Origin of the sequence: Janibacter sp. DB-40 (assembly GCF_029510815.1) — a bacterium.
Taxonomy (GTDB): domain Bacteria; phylum Actinomycetota; class Actinomycetes; order Actinomycetales; family Dermatophilaceae; genus Janibacter.
The window spans coordinates 2576084-2594154 of record NZ_CP120360.1 but is presented as its reverse complement, the minus strand read 5'-3'; the positions used below and the strand labels follow the sequence as shown (position 1 = coordinate 2594154).

Here is an 18071-nt window from a genome sequence, read left to right as displayed (position 1 = left end):
GGGCGGCCCCTCCCGGATCGGGTGTCGAACCCGCCCGTGACGGGCTCGGAGGCGACGAAGCACCCCATCTAGACGTAGCGCTCGAGGATCGACGACTCGGCGAGACGGGAGAGCCCCTCCCGGACCATGCGGGCACGCAGCTCACCGACGCCGTCGACCGCCATGAGGTCGTCGAGCCCGGCCGCCAGCAGCGGCTGCAGGGAGCCGAAGTGCTCGACCAGCCGCTCGACGATCGCGCCGGGCAGGCGCGGGATCTTGCTCAGGATGCGCAGACCGCGGGGACCGACGGTCGCGTCGAGGGACTCGCCGACGATCGGGAAGCCGAGGGCCTTGGCCACGTGACCGAGGTCGAGCAGCTCGGCGGCATCGAGGACCGCGAGGTTGTCCAGCACGTCGGTGTGGGTGTCGACCGCTCCGTCGGGCTCGATGTAGTCGAGGATCACCGTGCGCATGTTGTCGTCGAGCCCGGCGGTCAGCTCCTCGAGCTGCAGGCTCAGCAGCCGCCCGTCGATCCCGAGCTCGAGGACGTACTCGGCGATCTCCGCGTGGATGCGTCGGACCATCTCCAGGCGCTGGAGCACGACCGCGACGTCGCGGACGGTGACCAGGTCCTCGATCTCCAGTGCCGACAGCGCACCGGTGACCTCGGTGAGCCGGGTCGTGTACCGCTCGAGCGTCTGCATCGCCTGGTTGGCCTGGGAGAGCAGCTCGGAGGCGGTGCGCAGCACGTGCCGGCGCCCGGCGACGTAGAGCGCGATGATGTGCATGGACTGGCTGACCGACAGCACGGGGTTGCCGGTCTGGCGCGCGACCCGCTCCGCGGTGCGGTGGCGGGTGCCGCTCTCGGTCGTCTCGATCGTGGGGTCGGGCACGAGCTGGACGGCGGCCTTGTGGATGCGCGAGACGTTCGTGTCGATGATGATGGCGCCGTCCATCTTCGCCAGCTCACGCAGTCGCGTCGCGGAGAACTCGATGTTCACGTCGAAGCCGCCGGTGCACAGCGCGTCCACCCGGGGGTCGTAGCCCATGACGATGAGCGCGCCGGTGTTGCCGCGCATGATGCGGGCGAGTCCGTCGCGCAGCGGTGTACCCGGGGCGACCGCGGCAAGGGTCGCCCGGAAGAGGTCCTCGTCGGCTTCGGTCACGAGCCGAGTCTAGGTCGTCAGACGGAGCGCAAACGGCTCGCGGGCGGGCGGGCTCGCACCTGCTCGATCGCGGAGGCGACGTCGACGACCTCGACGACGTCCATGCCGGGGGGAGGGGAGGCGTCGGCCAGCGCTCCCTTCGGCACGAGCGCGGTGCGGAAGCCGAGCCGGGCGGCCTCGGTCAGACGGCGGGCCACCCCGACGGCAGGGCGCACCTCGCCGCTCAGGCCGACCTCGCCGAGCGCGAGCAGGTCGTGGGCGACCGGCTGCTCGAGGACGGCGCTCGCGATGGCCACGGCGACGGCCAGGTCGCTCGACGGCTCGGTGATCTTCACCCCGCCGACGGTCGAGACGTAGGTGTCGGCCCCGACGATGGGGGCTCCGGCACGCTTGTCGAGCACGGCGATGATCATCGCCACGCGGCCGGAGTCCAGGCCGACGTTGGCCCGGCGGGGCGTCGGGATCTGGGACGGGGTGACCAGGGCCTGGATCTCGACGACGAGCGGTCGTCGCCCCTCGAGCGTGACGGTCGCACAGGTGCCCGGGACGGTGATGTGCCGGCTGGACAGGAAGAGGCCGCTGGGGTCGCTCAGCCCCACGATGCCCGTGTCGTGCAGGTCGAAGCAGCCGACCTCGTCGGTGGGGCCGTAGCGGTTCTTCACCGCGCGCACCAGACGCAGCCGGGAGTGCCGGTCGCCGTCGAACTGCACGACGACGTCGACGAGGTGCTCCAGCACCCGCGGGCCGGCGATCGACCCGTCCTTGGTCACGTGCCCGACGAGGAGCATCGCGAAGCCACCCGTCTTGGCCGCCTGGATGAGCGAGCCGGCGACCTCGCGGACCTGGCCGACGTTGCCGGCGGCGCCGTCGACCTCGCCCGAGGCGACGGTCTGCACCGAGTCGATGACGACGAGGTCCGGCCGCACCTGGTCGATCTGCGCCAGCACGGTCGCCAGGTCGGTCTCGGAGGCGAGGTAGAGCCCGTCGGTGATCGCCCCGATCCGCTCGGCTCGACCACGCACCTGGGCCGCGGACTCCTCGCCGCTGATGTAGAGCACGCGCCTGCCCTCGCCGACGCGCGCGGCGACGTCGAGCAGCAGCGTCGACTTGCCGATGCCCGGCTCGCCGGCGACGAGCACGACCGACCCCGGCACGAGCCCGCCCCCGAGGACGCGGTCGAACTCGGCAACGCCGGAGCTGCGGTGGGCGGCGTGGTCGCCGTCGACCTCACGGATCGGCACGGCCGGGCGCTCCACGCGCGCGGCGGCGAAGGTCCGGGTGGTCGCGCCGCCGACCTCCTCGACCGTGCCCCAGGCCTGGCACTCGCCGCAGCGGCCGACCCACTTCACGCTCGTCCAGCCGCACTCGCTGCACCGGTGGACGGGTGCCTTCTTGCTCGCCATGACTCAGAACCTACGCGGCGGGGGCGACAACGGCCGACCGCGTCCGGCCCGGGCCCTCACAGGTCGGCGAACATCGTGCCCGGGTTGAGGATCCCGTGGGGGTCCAGCGCGGTCTTGACGGCCCGGTGGATGCCCCGGTTGCCCTCGTCGAGCTCGCGGGCGAGCCACCCCCGCTTGAGCCGGCCGACGCCGTGCTCGCCGGTGATCGTGCCGCCGAGGTCCAGCCCGAGCCGCATGATGTCGTCGAAGGCCCGGTGCGCCCGGTCGACCTCGTCCGGGTCGGCGGTGGAGAAGAAGATCGAGGGGTGCAGGTTGCCGTCGCCGGCGTGGGCGACCGTCGCGATCGTCAGCCCGGTGGCGGCGCGGATGCCGTCGAGGCGCTCGTAGAACGTCGGCAGCTGCTCGCGCGGGACGCACACGTCGTCGAGGAGCTGCCCGCCCCCGTGGGAGCGGGCGTGGTGCTCGTAGGCCGTCTGCGCCAGGCGGCGGGCGGCCACGAGGGCCTCGTTGTCGGCGGCGTCGTCGGAGAAGGCGACGTCGAGCGCGCCGTGCGAGCGGGCCTGCTCGGTGAAGGCCTCGACCTCCGCCAGGGCGCTCTCCCGGCTGCCCCCGCCGTCGGACTGCATGAGCAGCATCGCGCCGGCGTGCGCGTCCAGGCCGAAGTCGCCGTAGGCGTTGAGCATGTCCAAACTGGTGCGGTCCAGCGACTCGAGCATCGACGGCTGCGCACCGGAGGCCATGAGGGCCGACACGGTCGCGGCGCCGGCCCGCTCGTCGGCGAAGGTCGCGACCGCGGTCAGCGGCGGCGGCATGAGCGGCACGAGGCGCAGCGTGATCCCGACGATGACGCCGAGCGTCCCCTCCGACCCGACGAAGAGGCCGCGCAGGTCGAGCCCGGCCACCCCCTTCGCCGTCCTCGCCCCGATCGTGGTCAGGGTGCCGTCGGCGAGCACGACCTCCAGTGCCCGCACGTAGTCGCGGGTCACGCCGTACTTCACGCAGCACAGGCCGCCGGCGTTGGTCGCGACGTTGCCGCCGACGGAGGAGATCGCCACCGATCCCGGGTCGGGCGGGTACGACAGGCCGTGCCGGGCGACGGCGTCCTTGAGGTCCTGGTTGATGATCCCCGGCTCGACCGTGACGGTGCGCTCACCGAGGTCGAGGTCGAGGATCCGCGTCATCGACGCGACGGACAGCAGCAGGCAGCCGGGTACGGCGTTGGCGCCGCCGGACAGGCCGGTGCGGGCCCCCTGGGGGACGACGGGGATGCCGTGCCGGGAGGCGAAGCGCATCGTCGCCTGCACGTCCGCCACCGTCCGCGCCCGCACCAGGGCCAGGGCGCCGTCGTGCGGGCAGAAGAGCGCCTCGTCCCGCGAGTGCGCGGCGACCACGTCGGCCTCGGTGGTGACCACCCCGTCGCCCGTCTCCGGGGCGAGCTCGCCCCGGACGAGGTCGAGCAGGGCAACCGGGTCCATCACCTCTCCCGGGCGGCCAGGGTCGCGGGGTGGACGAGCAGCGGCAGCAGGTCCCGGCCTCCGGGCGAAGGGGGGCCCGCTGCCCCCTTCGCGCCGGTCGCCGCGGCCACGAGGGCGAGGTGGGCCTCGCAGCGCTCGGCGAGCTCCGCGTACCCCTGCTCGCCCATGAGCTCGATCAGCCCCGGACGCTCGCTGACGTAGACCGGGTCGGGAGCGGTGTGCGCATCGGGGCTGCCCGAGCAGTACCAGTCGAGCTCGTGACCGCCCGGACCCCACCCGCGGCGGTCGTACTCGCCGATGCTCACCTCGAGGTAGGTGGTCCCGTCGGGCAGCTCGACGTCGCGGTAGGTGCGGCGGATCGGCAGCTGCCAGCACACGTCCGGCTTGGTCGTGTGCGGCTCGACGCCGGTGAGGATCGCGTGCTGGTGCAGCGCGCAGCCCGCCCCTGCGGGGAAGCCGGGACGGTTGAAGAAGATGCAGGCCCCGTCGACGACCTTCGTCTTCAGCTCGCCGTCCTCCTTCTCCGTCCACGCCGACCGGCGGGTGGTGCCCGGGTGCAGCTGCCACTCGTCCTCGCCGAGCTCGTCGGCGATCGCCTTGACCCGCGTGACGTCGTCCTTGTCGGTGAAGTGCGCGCCGAGCACGCAGCACCCGAAGTCCGGTTCGTCGGCGTCGATGCCGTGGCAGCCGTTGCCGAAGATGCACGTCCACGACGACGTCAGCCAGGTCAGGTCGCAGCGGAAGCGCTGCCCCTCCTCGGCCGGGTCGTCGAACTCGACCCAGGTGCGGGCCGTTGCCAGGTCGGTCTCGCCGGGGTGCTGCTCGTTGTCCTGCTCCACGGCGACACCCTAGTGGGGAGCGCAGCCGCGCGACCGCTCGATCTCCTCCGGGGTCTACTGTGGCCCCGTGCGACTTGGCGTCATCGACATCGGCTCGAACACCGTCCACCTGCTCGTGGTGGACGCACACCATGGTGCCGCGCCGATCCCGGCCACCAAGCACAAGATGGTGCTGCGCCTCGCCGAGCACGTCGACGCAGAGGGGGCCATCGACGAGTCCGGGGCGGCCGACCTGTCCCGGTTCGTCACCGAGTGCCTCGAGATCGCCGAGGACCAGGGCGTGGAGGAGATCCTCGCCTTCGCCACCAGCGCCATCCGCGAGGCCCCCAACGGGGACGCCGTCCTCGACCGCGTGCGCGAGGAGACCGGCGTGGACCTCGAGGTCCTCGAGGGCGTCGACGAGGCACGGCTGACCTTCCTCGCCGCCCGCCGCTGGGTCGGGTGGTCCGCCGGGAGGTTGCTCGTCATCGACATCGGTGGCGGCTCCCTCGAGCTCACCCTCGGCGACGACGAGGAGCCGGACGTCGCCAAGTCCCTCCTCCTCGGAGCGGGACGCGTCACCCGGGACCACCTGCCGGGGGACCCGCCGACACCCGAGGCCATCAGGGCCGCCCGGCGAGCGGTCCGCGCGACCCTGGCCAAGGAGATCCGTCCCTACGCCAAGGCGGCATCCCCGGTCAGCGTCGTCGGCACGAGCAAGACGATGCGCTCGCTGGCCCGGATCGCCGGCGCCGCGCCGAGCGGTGAGGGCCCCTACGTCCTGCGCACGCTGCGCGTGGACGACGTGCGCGAGACGATCGCGAAGGTCGCACCGATGACCGCTGGCGAGCGCGCCACCCTCGCCGGGGTCAGCGCCGCCCGCGCGCAGCAGATCCTCGCCGGTGGGATCGTCGCCGAGGCAGCGATGGACCTGTTCGGTGTCACGGAGCTGACCATCTGCCCCTGGGCGATGCGCGAGGGCGTGCTGCTGCGCTACCTCGACCACATGAGCTGACCCGACAGCCCGCAGAGGAAGGGGATGGTGGCCCGGCTCCGGCCGCCGCCCGGACCATGACGACGACGTTCGGCCGAAGACCAACGAGTCCGGGCGGTGCGCCAAGGGCCGCCGTGCCCTTCCTCTGCGGGCCGCTGGTGTCCGGCTCCCATCACCGCCGGCGCCGTGGACTCAGAGGTCTACGCTCGAGGTATGGCTGAAGCAGGCGCGATCCCGGTGGCCCTGTCCACGGCATCCGTGTACCCGGCAGGGACGGCGGCGGCCTTCGAGTACGCGGCCGACCTCGGCTACGACGGCATCGAGGTCATGGTGTGGAACGACCCGATCTCGCAGAACGCCAAGGCGCTCAACGCGCTCGCGGACCACCACGGCCTGGACATCGTCTCCATCCACGCGCCGACGCTGCTGCTGACCCAGCGCGTCCTGGGGACGGACGCGTGGGGCAAGGTCGACCGCTCGATCGAGCTGGCCCACGCGGTGGGGGCGCCGACGGTCGTGCTGCACCCGCCCTTCCGCTGGCAGAAGGAGTACGCCCGCAACTTCCCCGACGGCGTCGCCGCGCGCGAGCACGACAGCGACATCGTCCTCGCGGTGGAGAACATGTTCCCGTGGGCGGCCCGGGGGCAGTCGGTGCAGGCCTACCTGCCGCACTGGGACCCGGTGCCCCAGCCGTACGACCACGTGACCGTCGACCTGTCGCACACCGCGACCTCGCGCAGCGATGCCCTGCAGATGGTGCTGGACCTCGCGGAGCGTCTGGCCCACATCCACCTCGCCGACGGGATGCTGACGACGCTCAAGGACGACCACCTCGTCCCGGGCCGGGGGACCCAGCCGTGCGCGGAGGTCCTCGACCACATCACGGGCAGCGGCTTCGCCGGGGCGGTCGTCCTGGAGGTCGGCACCCGTCGGCGCCCGAAGGAGCGCGAGCTCGACCTGCGCGAGTCGCTCGACTTCGCCCGCCACCACCTCGGCCAGGCCGCGCCGGTGCCCGACGTCGCCTCGTCATGAGCGCGCGCGGCCGCCGGTCCGGGGGCGCGGACACGCGCGCCGAGATCCTCGACGTGGCCCGGGGCCTCTTCGCGGCGAAGGGGTACGACGGCACCTCGGTCCGGGGAGTCGCCAGGGAGGCCGGGGTGGACCCGGCTCTCGTCCACCACTACTTCGACGGCAAGCCCGGCCTGTTCTCCGAGGTCGTCGGCGTGCCGGCCGGTATCGAGGAGCAGATCACGGCGGCCGTGGCCGGTCCGCACGAGGGCGCGGGAGAGCGGGTCGTGCGCACCTTCCTGCGCGTGTGGGACGGCCCCGAGGGGCGGGACCGCTTCCGGGCGCTCGTGGGAGCCGTGGCCTCCCACGAGGAGGCGGCGCACCTGCTGCGCGACTTCGTCTCCCGCAGCATCCTCAGGAGCCTGGCGCACATCTTCGGTGACGAGGACGTCCTGCCGGATCTGGCGGTCGCGGCGGTCGGCGCGCAGCTGGTGGGGATGGCCCTGCTGCGTTACCTCCTCGAGGTCCCCCCGATGGCCGACGCCGACCCCGAGGAGATCGTCGCGGTCCTGGCCCCGCCGATCCAGGCGCTGCTCGTCCCCTGATCGCGACCCCCACGACCGAGGGGGCACGGCGAGGGTTGCGCAGATCACGGGACGGGAGGAGCATTCATCACATGGGGAATTACGTGATCGAGATCGCCGGGCTGACCGTCACCCGGGGTGGGCGGCTGGTGCTCCCCGGCCTGGACCTGCGGGTGCCGGCGGGCCAGGTGGTCGGCCTCCTCGGGCCCAGCGGGGGTGGCAAGTCGACCGTGATGCGTGCCGTCGTCGGCGTGCAGCGCATCGACGGTGGTGACGTCGAGGTCCTCGGTCTGCCGGCCGGCCACCGGCGACTACGCAAGCGGGTCGGGTACGTCACCCAGTCGCCGAGCGTGTACGGCGACCTCACCGTCCGGGAGAACGTCACCCACTTCGCCCGGCTGCTCGGGGTCGCCGACCCGGCGGCGACCGCAGAGGCCGTGGTGGCGCGCGTCGGCCTGACCGAGCACGCCGACGACCGCACCGACGAGCTCTCGGGCGGACAGCGCAGCCGGGCCTCCCTCGCCGCCGCCCTCGTCGGCGACCCGGAGCTGCTCGTCCTCGACGAGCCGACGGTCGGTCTCGACCCGGTGCTGCGGCGCGACCTGTGGAGCCTCTTCCGCCGGCTCGCCGAGGACGGCGTGACGCTGCTCGTCTCCAGCCACGTGATGGACGAGGCCAGCCGGTGCGACCGCCTGGTCCTCCTGCGCGAAGGGGTGGTGCTCGCCGACGACACCCCGGCCCGGCTGCTCGAGCACACCGGCGCCGAGGACGCCGAGGGCGCCTTCCTCGCGCTCGTCGAGGGGGCGGCGGCATGATCCCGCGACTGACGCTCGCGACCGCGGCCCGCGTGCTGCGGCAGGTGCGTCGGGACCACCGCACGCTCGCGCTGCTGGTGGTCATGCCGATCGTGCTGATGGGCCTGCTCGCGTGGATCTACGTCGACAGCCCGATCTTCGACCGGATCGGTCCGGTCCTCGTGGCGATCTTCCCCTTCGTCATCATGTTCGTCGTCACGAGCGTCGCCACCCTCCGCGAGCGCACGAGTGGCACCCTCGAGCGGCTGCTGACCACGCCGCTGGGCAAGGGTGACCTCGTCGTCGGCTACGCTCTCGCCTTCGGCCTCCTCGCCATCATCCAGGGTGCGATCGTCACCGCGATCACGGTGTGGCTCTTCGGGCTGCAGATCGCCGGCGCGCTGACATGGCTCGTCCTCGTCGTCGTCGGCAGCGGGGTGCTCGGGACGGTGCTGGGGCTCTTCGCCTCGGCCTTCGCCAGCACCGAGTTCCAGGCCGTCCAGCTGATGCCCGCGACGGTCCTGCCGCAGTTCCTGCTGTGCGGTCTCCTCGTGCCCCGCGACCAGCTGCCCCGCACGCTCGAGCTCGTCTCCGACGTCCTGCCGCTGTCCCACGTCGTCGACGCGGCGTACGCCGTGGCGCGCAGCGCCGAGCCGGCTGAGGACCTCGGCCTCCCGCTGCTCGTCATCGCGATCTGGATCGCGGTCGCCCTCGTCCTCGGCAGCCTCACCCTGCGGCGCCGTACCCCGTGACCGCAGCCGTAGGGTGACGGCGTGAGACGGTTCCTCTTCATCGCCAACTCCTCCGCCGGCACCAGCGACCGGGAGCGCACCGACGCTGCCCTCGGGGTGCTGCGAGAGCACGGTGACGTCGACGTCGTCACCACCGACACGATCCAGGAGCTGACCGAGGCCATCGCCCGGAGCGACGGGCGCGAGATCGTCGTCGCGGGCGGCGACGGGTCGCTCAACGCCTTCGTCACGGCCCTGTGCCGCGCAGGCCACCTGGGCGAGGACCCGCCGACCGTGGGTCTGCTGCCGATGGGGACGGGCAACGACTTCGCCCGCACCGTCGAGCTGCCCACGGACCCGGCCGAGGCAGCCCGGGTCGTCATCGACAGCCCGGCGCGGCCGATCGACGTGCTCATCGACGACGAGGACCGGATCGTCGCCAACGCCGTCCACATCGGCGTCGGGGAGGAGGCCGGTCGCATCGCCGCGCCCTGGAAGGAACGGTTCGGGCCGATCGGGTACGTCATCGGGGGCTTCGCCGCGGGGTTCGGCCAGACCGGGCGGCGACTGAGGGTGGTGGCGGACGGCCAGGTCGTGGCCGACGGCCGGCACCACATCCTGCAGGTCGCCGTGACGATCGGCCAGAGCGTCGGCGGGGGCACCCGGATCGCGCCCGACGCAGAGCCGGGTGACGGCCGGGCCGAGCTCGTCATCTCCCGCACGATCTCCCCGAGACGACGCCTGCTGTACGCCGCGACGGTCAACAGGGGACGCCACACGCGACTCGACGATGTCGTCTCCATGCGGGTGCAGACGGTGACCGTCACCGGTGTCAACCACGCCTTCGGCGCGAACTCCGACGGCGAGGAGCTCGAGCCCCGCCGCGAGCGCACCTGGCGCGTCGTCCCTGCCGCCTACCGGCTGCACGCCCCCGTCAGCACGGCATGAGCGCCGCGAGCACGATGAGCACCGACCGACTGTGGGCACGCACCCTCGACGCGCTGCTCGCGCCCGGTACCCGTGACCGGGTCGCGGCCTCCCGTCCCGTCGTCGCCGCACGAGCACGGTTCGTCGCCGGTGAGGCCACCGACGACGCCGTCGCGGAGGCCCAGCGGCTGCGGCGCACCAACCGGCTGGCAGCCCTCCACCCGCTCCTGCCGCCCGCCGACGGTGCCGCCGGGGTCGACGCGACGGTCGCCGAGGCGGTCACCGCGATCGAGCGTCTCGCGCCGGTCACCTCCGGCGGCGACTACCGCTCCGAGATCTACCTGGCGCCCGAGCAGCTGGGCATCGGCACCGACGCGGCCCGCGCCGCGCGGGCGCTCGCCGAGGTCTGCGCCGCCGGTGACGCGCACCGGGTCGACATCACGCTGCGCTCGGGGCCGATCGCTGCCGCCGAGGCGACCCTCGACCTCGTGGAGGCCACGCGTGCGCACTACCCGCGCCTGACCGCATCGGTCGTCGCGCGGCGCCACCGGAGCGAGGGCGATGTGGCCCGCCTGGCGGCCTCGGGCACCCGAGTGCGTCTCGTGCGCGGGGGAGCGGGCGAGCCCGCCGACGTCAGCTGGCAGGACCCCCACGAGACGGATCTGGCCTTCGTCCGCTGCCTCGCCGACCTCCTCGGCTCGGGCGTGCACACCGTCGTGGGCACGCACGAACCGCTCCTCCTCGACCTCGCGGACGGTCTGGCCGACCAGTCCGGCCGTGGCCCCGAGGGGCTGGAGTATCAGTTCTTCCTCGGGGCCCAGCCCGACCTGCAGATGCGCACGGCCGACGCCGGGCACCGCGTACGCGTGCTCGTGCCCTACGGGCCGCAGTGGCTCGAGTACCTGCACGACCTGGCCCGCCGGCCCTCCGGTGTGCGCCGTCTCGCCGCGGTCCTCACCGGCCTCGGCTGACTAGGCTGGACCACCCACACCCCCACGACGAGGAGCACGACGGATGACGACGGCGATCTACGGAGTCGGGTCGATGGGCGGGGCCGTCCTCGACGCGCTCGCGGACGATGGCGAAGGGGAGGTCCTCGCCGTCGAGAGCAGCGCCGAGCGGGTGGCCCAGCTGCGTGAGCTGCACGCAGACCACCCGACGGTGGAGGTCGTCGACGTGGCGGAGGCCGCCGGTCGGGCGGACGTCCACCTCGTCCTCGTCAAGCCCTACGGCGTGGCGGACCTGCTCGAGGCGATCTCACCCTCCCTTCGTCCGGACGCGATCGTCGTCTCCATGGCGCTCGGGGTCTCCCTCGCCGACCTGGCCGCCCACCTGCCCGCGGGGACGGCCGCCATCCGGGCGATGCCCAACACCCCGGCCAAGGTGGGTCAGGGCATGACCGTGCTCAGCCCGGCCGACGACGTCACCGACGAGCAGGTCACCCGGGTGCGCGAGCTGCTCGCACCGACCGGGCGCACGCTCGTGCTGCCGGAGTCCCAGCAGGACGCCGCGACGGCGATGTCCGGGTCCGCTCCCGCTTACGTCTACCTCTTCGTCGAGGGACTCGTCGACGCCGGTGTCGCCCAGGGCCTGACGCGCCAGCAGGCGCTGGCGATGGCGACCCAGGCCGTGCGCGGGGCCGGCGCGATGCTCGCCGAGACCGGTGAGGACCCGGCCATCCTGCGCACCCAGGTCACCTCACCCGGGGGCTCGACGGCGGCCGCCCTCGCCCGGCTCGAGGCACACGGGATGCGCCATGCCCTGGCCGACGCGGTGAAGGCCTGCGCGGACCGGTCCGCCGGCCGATGAGCCGGTGCTCGGTCCGCCTCCTCACCGAGGAGGACTGGGAGGTGCTGCGCGCGGTGCGGCTGGCGATGCTCCTGGATGCCCCCGGCGCGTACGGCAGCTCCTACGCCCGTGAGGCGGCCTTCACGGAGGAGACCTGGCGCCAGCGCACCGGGCAGGCGGTCTTCCTCGCCGAGCGCGAGGACGGGCTGCCGCTCGGGACGGCGACGCTGCTGCGCCTGGACCTCGAGGAGGACCCGGAGATCGTCGCGATGTGGGTCGCCGGGCACGCCCGGGGCGCAGGCGTTGCCGACGCGCTCGTCGACGCATGTCGTGACCGGGCCGTCGCCGAGGGTGCGGATCGCGTCCGGATGCACGTCATGCTCGACAACCCGCGCGCCGTGGCCTGCTACACCCGGCTGGGGTTCGCCTTCGACGGGGGAGCCGGTGACGCCGAGGGGTGCGCCTCCATGCACTGGCGCCCGAGCGGCGATTCCGCGACCATGAAGGCGAAGAATGCATGAACTGTCACCACGATTCCGAGGGACCGGCCCCACAATCCGCCCTCGGGGATGAGAGAGTGCAGCCATGAGTGAGATCACTGTGCGCGCGCTGACCGAGGACGAGTGGGAGATCTACCGCACCCTTCGGCTGGAAGCGTTGCAGGAATCTCCCGAGGCCTTCGTCGCCGACCACGACGACGAGGCCGACCAGCCGGAGGAGTTCTGGCGCAAGCGCATGCGTCGCAGCGCGCGACTCGTCGCGGAGGTCGACGGTGAGTACGTGGGCGTCGCCAGCCTCGGTGACGCGACGGAGAGCGAGTCGGAGAACGGCGGCCAGCTCTTCGGCCTCTGGGTCAACCCCAAGTGGCGCGGCGCCGGGGTCGCCGCGAACTTGGTGAGCCAGGGCGCCACGATCGCCGAGGAGCAGGGCTTCGCCCGACTGTTCTACTGGGTCGGCTCCGACAACGGACGCGCGGTGGCCTTCGCCTCGAGCTTCGGCTTCCGCCCCACCGATGAGCGTCGCCCGATGCGCGTCGTCGGCGAGAGCGGCCCCGAGGAGGAGATCGCGCTCGTGCTCGCCCTCGGCGAGGACCGCGCCTGACCCGACGGACCTAGGGGCGCGCGGCCATGCGCTCGATGAGCGAGGTCGGGCCGCTGACGATGATCAGGTCGCCGCTGCGGACCTTGGTCTCCGGCCTGGCGTAGGTGAAGTCCTGGCCGGGCGACTTCACCCCGACGACCGTCACGCCGTACTTCTGCCGGATCTGGGTCTGCTCGAGGGTGAACCCGACGGCCTCCTGCGGCGGTGTCATCTTCACGATGGCGAAGCCGTCGTCGAACTCGATGTAGTCCATCAGGCGGCTGCCGATGAGGTGCGCGAGCCGCTGGCCCGACTCGATCTCGGGGGAGAGGACGTGGTGGACCCCGATGCGGTTGAGGATGCGGGCGTGCGCCGGTGAGACGGCCTTGGCCCACACCTTGGGTGACTCGTTGTCGATGAGGTTGACGGCCGCGAGCACAGAGGCCTCGATGGACGAGCCGACCCCGAGCACGCTCGCGGAGAAGGTGTGCGGCTTCAGCTCCTCGATCATCGCGACCGAGGTCGCGTCGCCCTGGACGATCCGACCGACCCGGCCGAGAAAGGTCTCCGCGAGCATCGGATCGAGCTCCAGCGCGGTGACGCGGTTGCCGAGACGGTGCAGCTCGGTGGCCACGGCGCCGCCGAAGCGGCCCAGGCCGATCACGAGCACGTCCTCGTTGTGCAGTCGGGTGCGGGCCACGGGCTCTCCTCCGGTCGTCGGGTCGTCGTCCGATCACGACCCTAGCCGGGGTACCGTCACTCGCATGAGCACACAGGCGTGCGCCATCTGGGGCGAGGACTTCACGAAGTACGACTTCGGGGTCGGCCACCCGATGGCGCCGGTGCGACTGGACCTCACCGCGCGTCTCTGTCGAGCCCTCGGGGTCTTCGACCACGTCGACGTCGTCGACGTCGACGTCGCGGGTGACGACGTCCTGTCCGCCGTCCACGACCCCGAGTACATCGATGCCGTGAAGGCGATCTCGGCCGACCCGGACACCGCCGACGGGCAGTGGGGGATCGGGACGGAGGACGTGCCCGCCTTCGCCGGCGTCCACGAGGCGAGCGCCCGCATCGTCGCCGGCTCGGTCGAGGCCGCGCGCCGGGTGTGGACCGGGGAGGTCGAGCACGGCGTGAACTTCACCGGGGGCATGCACCACGCCATGCCGGCCAGGGCAGCCGGCTTCTGCATCTACAACGACATCGGTGCCGCGATCCAGTGGCTGCTCGACAACGGGGCGGAGCGGGTCGCCTACATCGACGTCGACGTCCACCACGGCGACGGTGTCGAGGCGATGTTCTACGACGACCCCCGCGTGCTCACGATCTCGGTGCACGAGTCCGGTCGCACGCTCTTCCCCGGCACCGGCTGGCCGGCGGACACCGGAGGCGTCGGCGCCGAGGGGACCGCGGTCAACGTCGCCCTGCCCCCCGGCGTCGTCGACGGGCCGTGGTTGCGGGCCATCACCTCGGTCGCCATGCCGCTCGTCCGCGCCTTCGAGCCGCAGGTGCTGGTCACCCAGCACGGGTGCGACACCTACCGTGACGACCCCCTGGCGCACATGTCGATCTCGCTCGACGCGCAGCGCCAGGCCGCCGTGAACCTCCACCGCCTCGCCCACGAGGTCGCCGAGGGCCGGTGGTTGGCGCTCGGCGGGGGTGGCTACGACCTCACCAACGCCGTCCCCCGGGCCTGGGCCCACCTCACCGCGATCGCCGCCCACCGTCCCGTGCCGGCGGCCACCGAGGTGCCGCAGGAGTGGCGTGACCACTGTGAGCTCGTCGCCGGGCAGCAGGGGCCGGCCACGATGGGGGACCTGCCGGAGAAGGACCTGCCGATCTGGGTGCAGCCGTGGGCCATGGGGTACAACCCCCACCACGGGGTCGACCGGGCGATCATGGCCGCCCGCGAGGCGGTCTTCCCCCTGCACGGCCTCGACGTCTGGTTCGACTGAACCCCGATTTTCTCCCGCCGGGCGGCGTGTCGGATGGACTTTCGGTGATTGCCCTCATGTTCTGTCTTCACAGTGGCCACATCTGCATCTATGGTGGACATCTGCAAGGGCTCGTCGAGGACTGCTGGCAGATCGGCCGGCGGTGCGATCCTGCAGAGATCGAGGTGGTCATGTCGAACGATCTTCTGGGTGAGGTGCGCTTCCTCACCGTGGCTGAGGTCGCGTCGATCATGCGGGTCTCGAAGATGACGGTGTACCGGATGGTGCACAACGGCGATCTTCCGGCCGTTCGCGTCGGCCGCAGCTTCCGCGTCCCCGAGGACGCGGTCCACACGTACCTCGAGACCTCCTTCATCGAGACGGCCTGAGCGCAGTCCCGCCCCGCGACGCACGGACCGGCCGGTTGCCCGTGGTCGGGCGGATCCCGCACGCGGGTACGTGCCACTGCCCGCGAGGCGTTAGACTTCCCGTCTGACTCGCATTCGGTGGGGCCTGCCGCAGGGCCGGCATCGCTCGAGCCGTCACCGAAGTCCCGAAGACGACACGAAGGAAGACCGCATGGGTTCTGTCATCAAGAAGCGACGCAAGCGCATGGCGAAGAAGAAGCACCGCAAGCTGCTGCGCAAGACGCGCCACCAGCGTCGCAACAAGAAGTGACCCAGCGTGAAGGGGGCCGCACCGGAGACCGGTGCGGCCCCTTCGCCGTCCCCGGGGCGGGGCCCGCGCCGGGAACGGGTGATCCCCATCTCGATGGGGCCGTCCACGGTGCCAGAGGCCTCCCTGCTGGTTAGGCTGCGGACAGTGCGGCCGTCCCGCCGCTGCCGACAGGAGGTGTTCCGTGCCCAGGACCGTGCTCGTGGTGGGTGTCTCCCGCCACCTCGGTGGTGCCTTCGCCCGGCGCCTCAGCCGCGACGAGACCGTCGAGCGCATCATCGGCGTCGACGTCGTCCCCCCGCGGCACGGCATCGGGCGCGCCGAGTTCATGCGCGCGGACATCCGCAGCCCCCTGGTCAGCAGGATCATCTCCGGCAACGACGTCGACACGGTCGTGCACATGGGCGTCATCGCGACCCCCCGTGCCGGCGGCGGACGCTCGACGCAGAAGGAGATCAACGTCATCGGCACGATGCAACTGCTCGCTGCGTGCCAGCGGGCCGAGTCGGTGACCAAGCTCGTCGTGAAGTCGACGGCGGGCGTCTACGGCTCCAGCTCGCGCGACCCCGCGATGTTCACCGAGGACATGTCGGCGAAGAAGATGCCCAGCTCCGGCTGGGCCCGCGACAGCGTCGAGGTGGAGGGCTACGTCCGTGGCCTCTCCCGGCGGCGCACCGACATGGAGATCACGACGCTGCGCTTCGCCAACGTCATCGGTCCGCGGATCCGCACCGCCTTCACCGACCACTTCTCCCTGCCGGTCATCCCGATCCCGTTCGGCTACGACGCGCGGCTGCAGTTCGTCCACGAGGACGACTGCGTCGCCGCGATGACCCATGCCGTGCACGCACGCGGGCTCGGTCCGGTCAACATCGCCGGTGACGGGATCATCACCGCCTGCCAGGCCGCGAACATCGCCGGTCGCCCCTACGTGCTCGTGCCGCGGATGACCACCGGGGCGATCGCCGACCTCGCCAAGCGCTTCGGGCTGGTGGACATCGGCTCCGACCAGCTGGACATGATGACCTTCGGCCGCGGTCTGGACACCACCCGGATGCGCGAGGACCTCGGCTTCGACCCGGTGTACTCCACGCGTGCCGCCTACGAGGACTTTGCCCGGGCGACGAAGGGTCGGGTCATGGACCGCCTGCCCTTCGCCCAGCCCGGATGGACTGCCGTGCAGGCGGCCGAGACCGCGATGCGCGCGGTGACGCCCACCAGCGAGAGCGAGAAGTGATGGCCGACAGCACCCGACGGTCGACCGCGAAGAAGGCGACGTCCTCCGCCCCCGCCACGAAGTCCGCGAGGAAGACCACCACCTCGACGACGGCGCGCACGTCGCCGACCCGGCCCGCACCGGCGAAGAAGACCTCCGCGAAGAAGACGTCCTCGACGAAGAAGAAGGCGACGCCACGACCCAGCGCCGTGGCCGCCGCGGCCGACCGCGCCGGTGGCGAGCGCGCCCGCAGGCGCAGCACACCCCTGATCGGCGCCTCGTCGCCCACCGCGACCCCACCAACAACCGGGACGAAGGGGGCGAAGGCCGCCTCCCGCAAGCCCGCGTTGCGCGTCGTGTCCGGGCCCGACGGGTCCCCTCCCGCGGCCCAGCGTTCCACGACGCCCGGCTCGACGGGCCGGCGCAAGCCGCCGGCCCGGCGCTCCACCTCGACCGCCGCCCGGCCCGTGTCCGCCGCACCGACGGCGTCCACCGGCGCCCACGAGCGCGGGACCAGCGGGACGCCGGACGCCGGCCAGGCCATCGTGCCGGGGCTGGCCGAGCTGCTCTCCGTGCTGCTGTCGGCGGGTCAGCTGACCTCCCGGACGATCGGTCAGGCCGCGGGTGCGGCAGCGGGGGAGGACTGGGAGCGGCGTTTCGCCGACACGCTCGAGTTCCTGCAGCGCCGGGTGCGCGGTGACTACGACGTCGACGACTTCGGCTACGACGAGGACTTCACGACCCACACGGTCTTCCCGGTCCTGCGCCTGCTGAAGGACAAGTGGTTCCGCGTGGAGGTGCGCGGGATCGAGAACATCCCGGACGAGGGCGGTGCGCTGCTCGTCTCGAACCACTCGGGCACGATCGCGCTCGACTCGGTCATCACCCAGCTCGCGATCCACGACGCCCACCCGCGCGCCCGCTCCCTGCGGATGCTCGGTGCGGACCTGGTCTTCCAGCTGCCCGTCGTCGGTGACTTCGCCCGCAAGACCGGCGCGACCCTGGCCTCCAACGCCGACGCCGAGCGGCTGCTGCGTGGCGGCGAGCTCGTGGGCGTGTGGCCCGAGGGGTTCAAGGGCGTCGGCAAGCCCTTCCGTGAGCGGTACAAGCTGCAGCGCTTCGGCCGGGGCGGCTTCGTCTCCGCGGCGATCCGCTCCGAGGTGCCGATCATCCCGTGCTCGGTCGTCGGTGCCGAGGAGGTCTACCCGATGATCGGCAACATGAAGACGGTGGCCCGCCTCCTCGGGGCGCCGTACGCGCCGATCACGCCGTTCTTCCCCCTGCTCGGGCCGCTGGGTCTGGTGCCGCTCCCGAGCAAGTGGATCATCGAGTTCGGCGAGCCCGTCGACACCGCCTCGCTGGGGCCGGCTGCGGCGGACGACCCCATGCTCGTCTTCGAGCTGACCGACCAGGTGCGCGAGACGATCCAGCAGACGCTCTACTCCGTCCTGGTCACCCGCCGCTCCGTCTTCTTCTAGGAGGACCCGTGCCACTCCCGA

Annotated in this window: 20 protein-coding genes; 15 read left to right on the top strand and 5 right to left on the bottom strand. The window is 72.4% G+C overall.

Going from position 1 to position 18071, the window contains the following annotated elements; translation table 11 throughout:
- Positions 1-68: 68 nt before the first annotated feature.
- The 4 genes from disA to PVE36_RS12350 are packed head-to-tail and all read right to left on the bottom strand — an operon-like array spanning position 69 to position 4862.
- Positions 69-1145, bottom strand: a complete 1077-nt coding sequence (gene disA / locus PVE36_RS12365) for a DNA integrity scanning diadenylate cyclase DisA (protein WP_277452747.1) — start codon at positions 1143-1145, stop codon at positions 69-71.
- A 17-nt stretch (positions 1146-1162) separates the two neighbouring features.
- The gene (gene radA / locus PVE36_RS12360) at positions 1163-2548 is read right to left on the bottom strand and encodes a DNA repair protein RadA (RefSeq protein WP_277452746.1); all 1386 of its coding nucleotides are present in this window, start codon (positions 2546-2548) and stop codon (positions 1163-1165) included.
- Between the two features lie 56 nt (positions 2549-2604).
- A complete protein-coding gene (locus tag PVE36_RS12355; protein WP_277452745.1) occupies positions 2605-4023 on the bottom strand; it encodes an FAD-linked oxidase C-terminal domain-containing protein in 1419 nt (472 codons plus the stop codon).
- The gene (locus tag PVE36_RS12350; protein ID WP_277452744.1) at positions 4023-4862 is read right to left on the bottom strand and encodes a hypothetical protein; all 840 of its coding nucleotides are present in this window, start codon (positions 4860-4862) and stop codon (positions 4023-4025) included. Before PVE36_RS12350 ends, PVE36_RS12355 begins: the two co-directional genes overlap by 1 nt.
- 67 nt (positions 4863-4929) lie before the next feature.
- On the opposite strand from PVE36_RS12350, the gene PVE36_RS12345 reads away from it, so the two are divergent.
- The 10 genes from PVE36_RS12345 to PVE36_RS12300 all read left to right on the top strand — a co-directional run bounded on the left by PVE36_RS12345 (position 4930) and on the right by PVE36_RS12300 (position 12768).
- Positions 4930-5856 (top strand): Ppx/GppA phosphatase family protein, encoded by a 927-nt coding sequence (locus PVE36_RS12345; RefSeq protein WP_277452742.1) that lies wholly within the window; start codon positions 4930-4932, stop codon positions 5854-5856.
- A 192-nt stretch (positions 5857-6048) separates the two neighbouring features.
- Positions 6049-6867, top strand: a complete 819-nt coding sequence (locus tag PVE36_RS12340; protein ID WP_277452741.1) for a sugar phosphate isomerase/epimerase — start codon at positions 6049-6051, stop codon at positions 6865-6867.
- Positions 6864-7448 (top strand): TetR family transcriptional regulator, encoded by a 585-nt coding sequence (locus tag PVE36_RS12335; protein WP_277452740.1) that lies wholly within the window; start codon positions 6864-6866, stop codon positions 7446-7448. The genes PVE36_RS12340 and PVE36_RS12335 overlap by 4 nt, the downstream gene beginning before the upstream one ends.
- Before the next feature lie 71 nt (positions 7449-7519).
- A complete protein-coding gene (locus PVE36_RS12330) occupies positions 7520-8242 on the top strand; it encodes an ABC transporter ATP-binding protein (protein WP_277452739.1) in 723 nt (240 codons plus the stop codon).
- Positions 8239-8973 (top strand): ABC transporter permease, encoded by a 735-nt coding sequence (locus PVE36_RS12325; protein ID WP_277452738.1) that lies wholly within the window; start codon positions 8239-8241, stop codon positions 8971-8973. Before PVE36_RS12330 ends, PVE36_RS12325 begins: the two co-directional genes overlap by 4 nt.
- 21 nt (positions 8974-8994) lie before the next feature.
- Positions 8995-9900, top strand: coding sequence for a diacylglycerol kinase family protein (locus tag PVE36_RS12320; protein ID WP_277452736.1), 906 nt, complete (start codon positions 8995-8997; stop codon positions 9898-9900).
- Positions 9897-10850 carry a hypothetical protein gene (locus PVE36_RS12315; RefSeq protein WP_277452735.1) on the top strand — a complete coding sequence of 318 codons (954 nt, stop codon included), beginning with the start codon at positions 9897-9899 and terminating at the stop codon, positions 10848-10850. Before PVE36_RS12320 ends, PVE36_RS12315 begins: the two co-directional genes overlap by 4 nt.
- A 43-nt stretch (positions 10851-10893) precedes the next feature.
- Positions 10894-11688 (top strand): pyrroline-5-carboxylate reductase, encoded by a 795-nt coding sequence (gene proC, locus PVE36_RS12310; protein ID WP_277452733.1) that lies wholly within the window; start codon positions 10894-10896, stop codon positions 11686-11688.
- Positions 11685-12188 carry a GNAT family N-acetyltransferase gene (locus PVE36_RS12305; protein WP_277452731.1) on the top strand — a complete coding sequence of 168 codons (504 nt, stop codon included), beginning with the start codon at positions 11685-11687 and terminating at the stop codon, positions 12186-12188. The genes proC and PVE36_RS12305 overlap by 4 nt, the downstream gene beginning before the upstream one ends.
- Positions 12189-12252: 64 nt before the next feature.
- On the top strand, positions 12253-12768 hold the full coding sequence (locus tag PVE36_RS12300) for a GNAT family N-acetyltransferase (RefSeq protein ID WP_277452730.1): 516 nt from the start codon (positions 12253-12255) through the stop codon (positions 12766-12768).
- Positions 12769-12778: 10 nt separating this feature from the next.
- On the opposite strand, the gene PVE36_RS12295 is transcribed toward PVE36_RS12300, so the two are convergent.
- Positions 12779-13447, bottom strand: coding sequence for a TrkA family potassium uptake protein (locus PVE36_RS12295; RefSeq protein ID WP_277452729.1), 669 nt, complete (start codon positions 13445-13447; stop codon positions 12779-12781).
- A gap of 64 nt (positions 13448-13511) precedes the next feature.
- On the opposite strand from PVE36_RS12295, the gene PVE36_RS12290 reads away from it, so the two are divergent.
- From PVE36_RS12290 to PVE36_RS12270, 5 genes are all read left to right on the top strand, one after another.
- On the top strand, positions 13512-14702 hold the full coding sequence (locus tag PVE36_RS12290; protein WP_277452728.1) for an acetoin utilization protein AcuC: 1191 nt from the start codon (positions 13512-13514) through the stop codon (positions 14700-14702).
- A gap of 170 nt (positions 14703-14872) precedes the next feature.
- On the top strand, positions 14873-15070 hold the full coding sequence (locus tag PVE36_RS12285) for a helix-turn-helix domain-containing protein (RefSeq protein ID WP_277242298.1): 198 nt from the start codon (positions 14873-14875) through the stop codon (positions 15068-15070).
- 190 nt (positions 15071-15260) lie between these two features.
- Entirely contained in the window at positions 15261-15359 is a 99-nt protein-coding gene (locus PVE36_RS12280; RefSeq protein WP_003792170.1) for an AURKAIP1/COX24 domain-containing protein, read from the top strand.
- A 181-nt stretch (positions 15360-15540) separates the two neighbouring features.
- On the top strand, positions 15541-16593 hold the full coding sequence (locus tag PVE36_RS12275; protein WP_277452727.1) for an NAD-dependent epimerase/dehydratase family protein: 1053 nt from the start codon (positions 15541-15543) through the stop codon (positions 16591-16593).
- Positions 16593-18050, top strand: coding sequence for a lysophospholipid acyltransferase family protein (locus tag PVE36_RS12270; protein ID WP_277452726.1), 1458 nt, complete (start codon positions 16593-16595; stop codon positions 18048-18050). The genes PVE36_RS12275 and PVE36_RS12270 overlap by 1 nt, the downstream gene beginning before the upstream one ends.
- Positions 18051-18071: the final 21 nt, after the last annotated feature.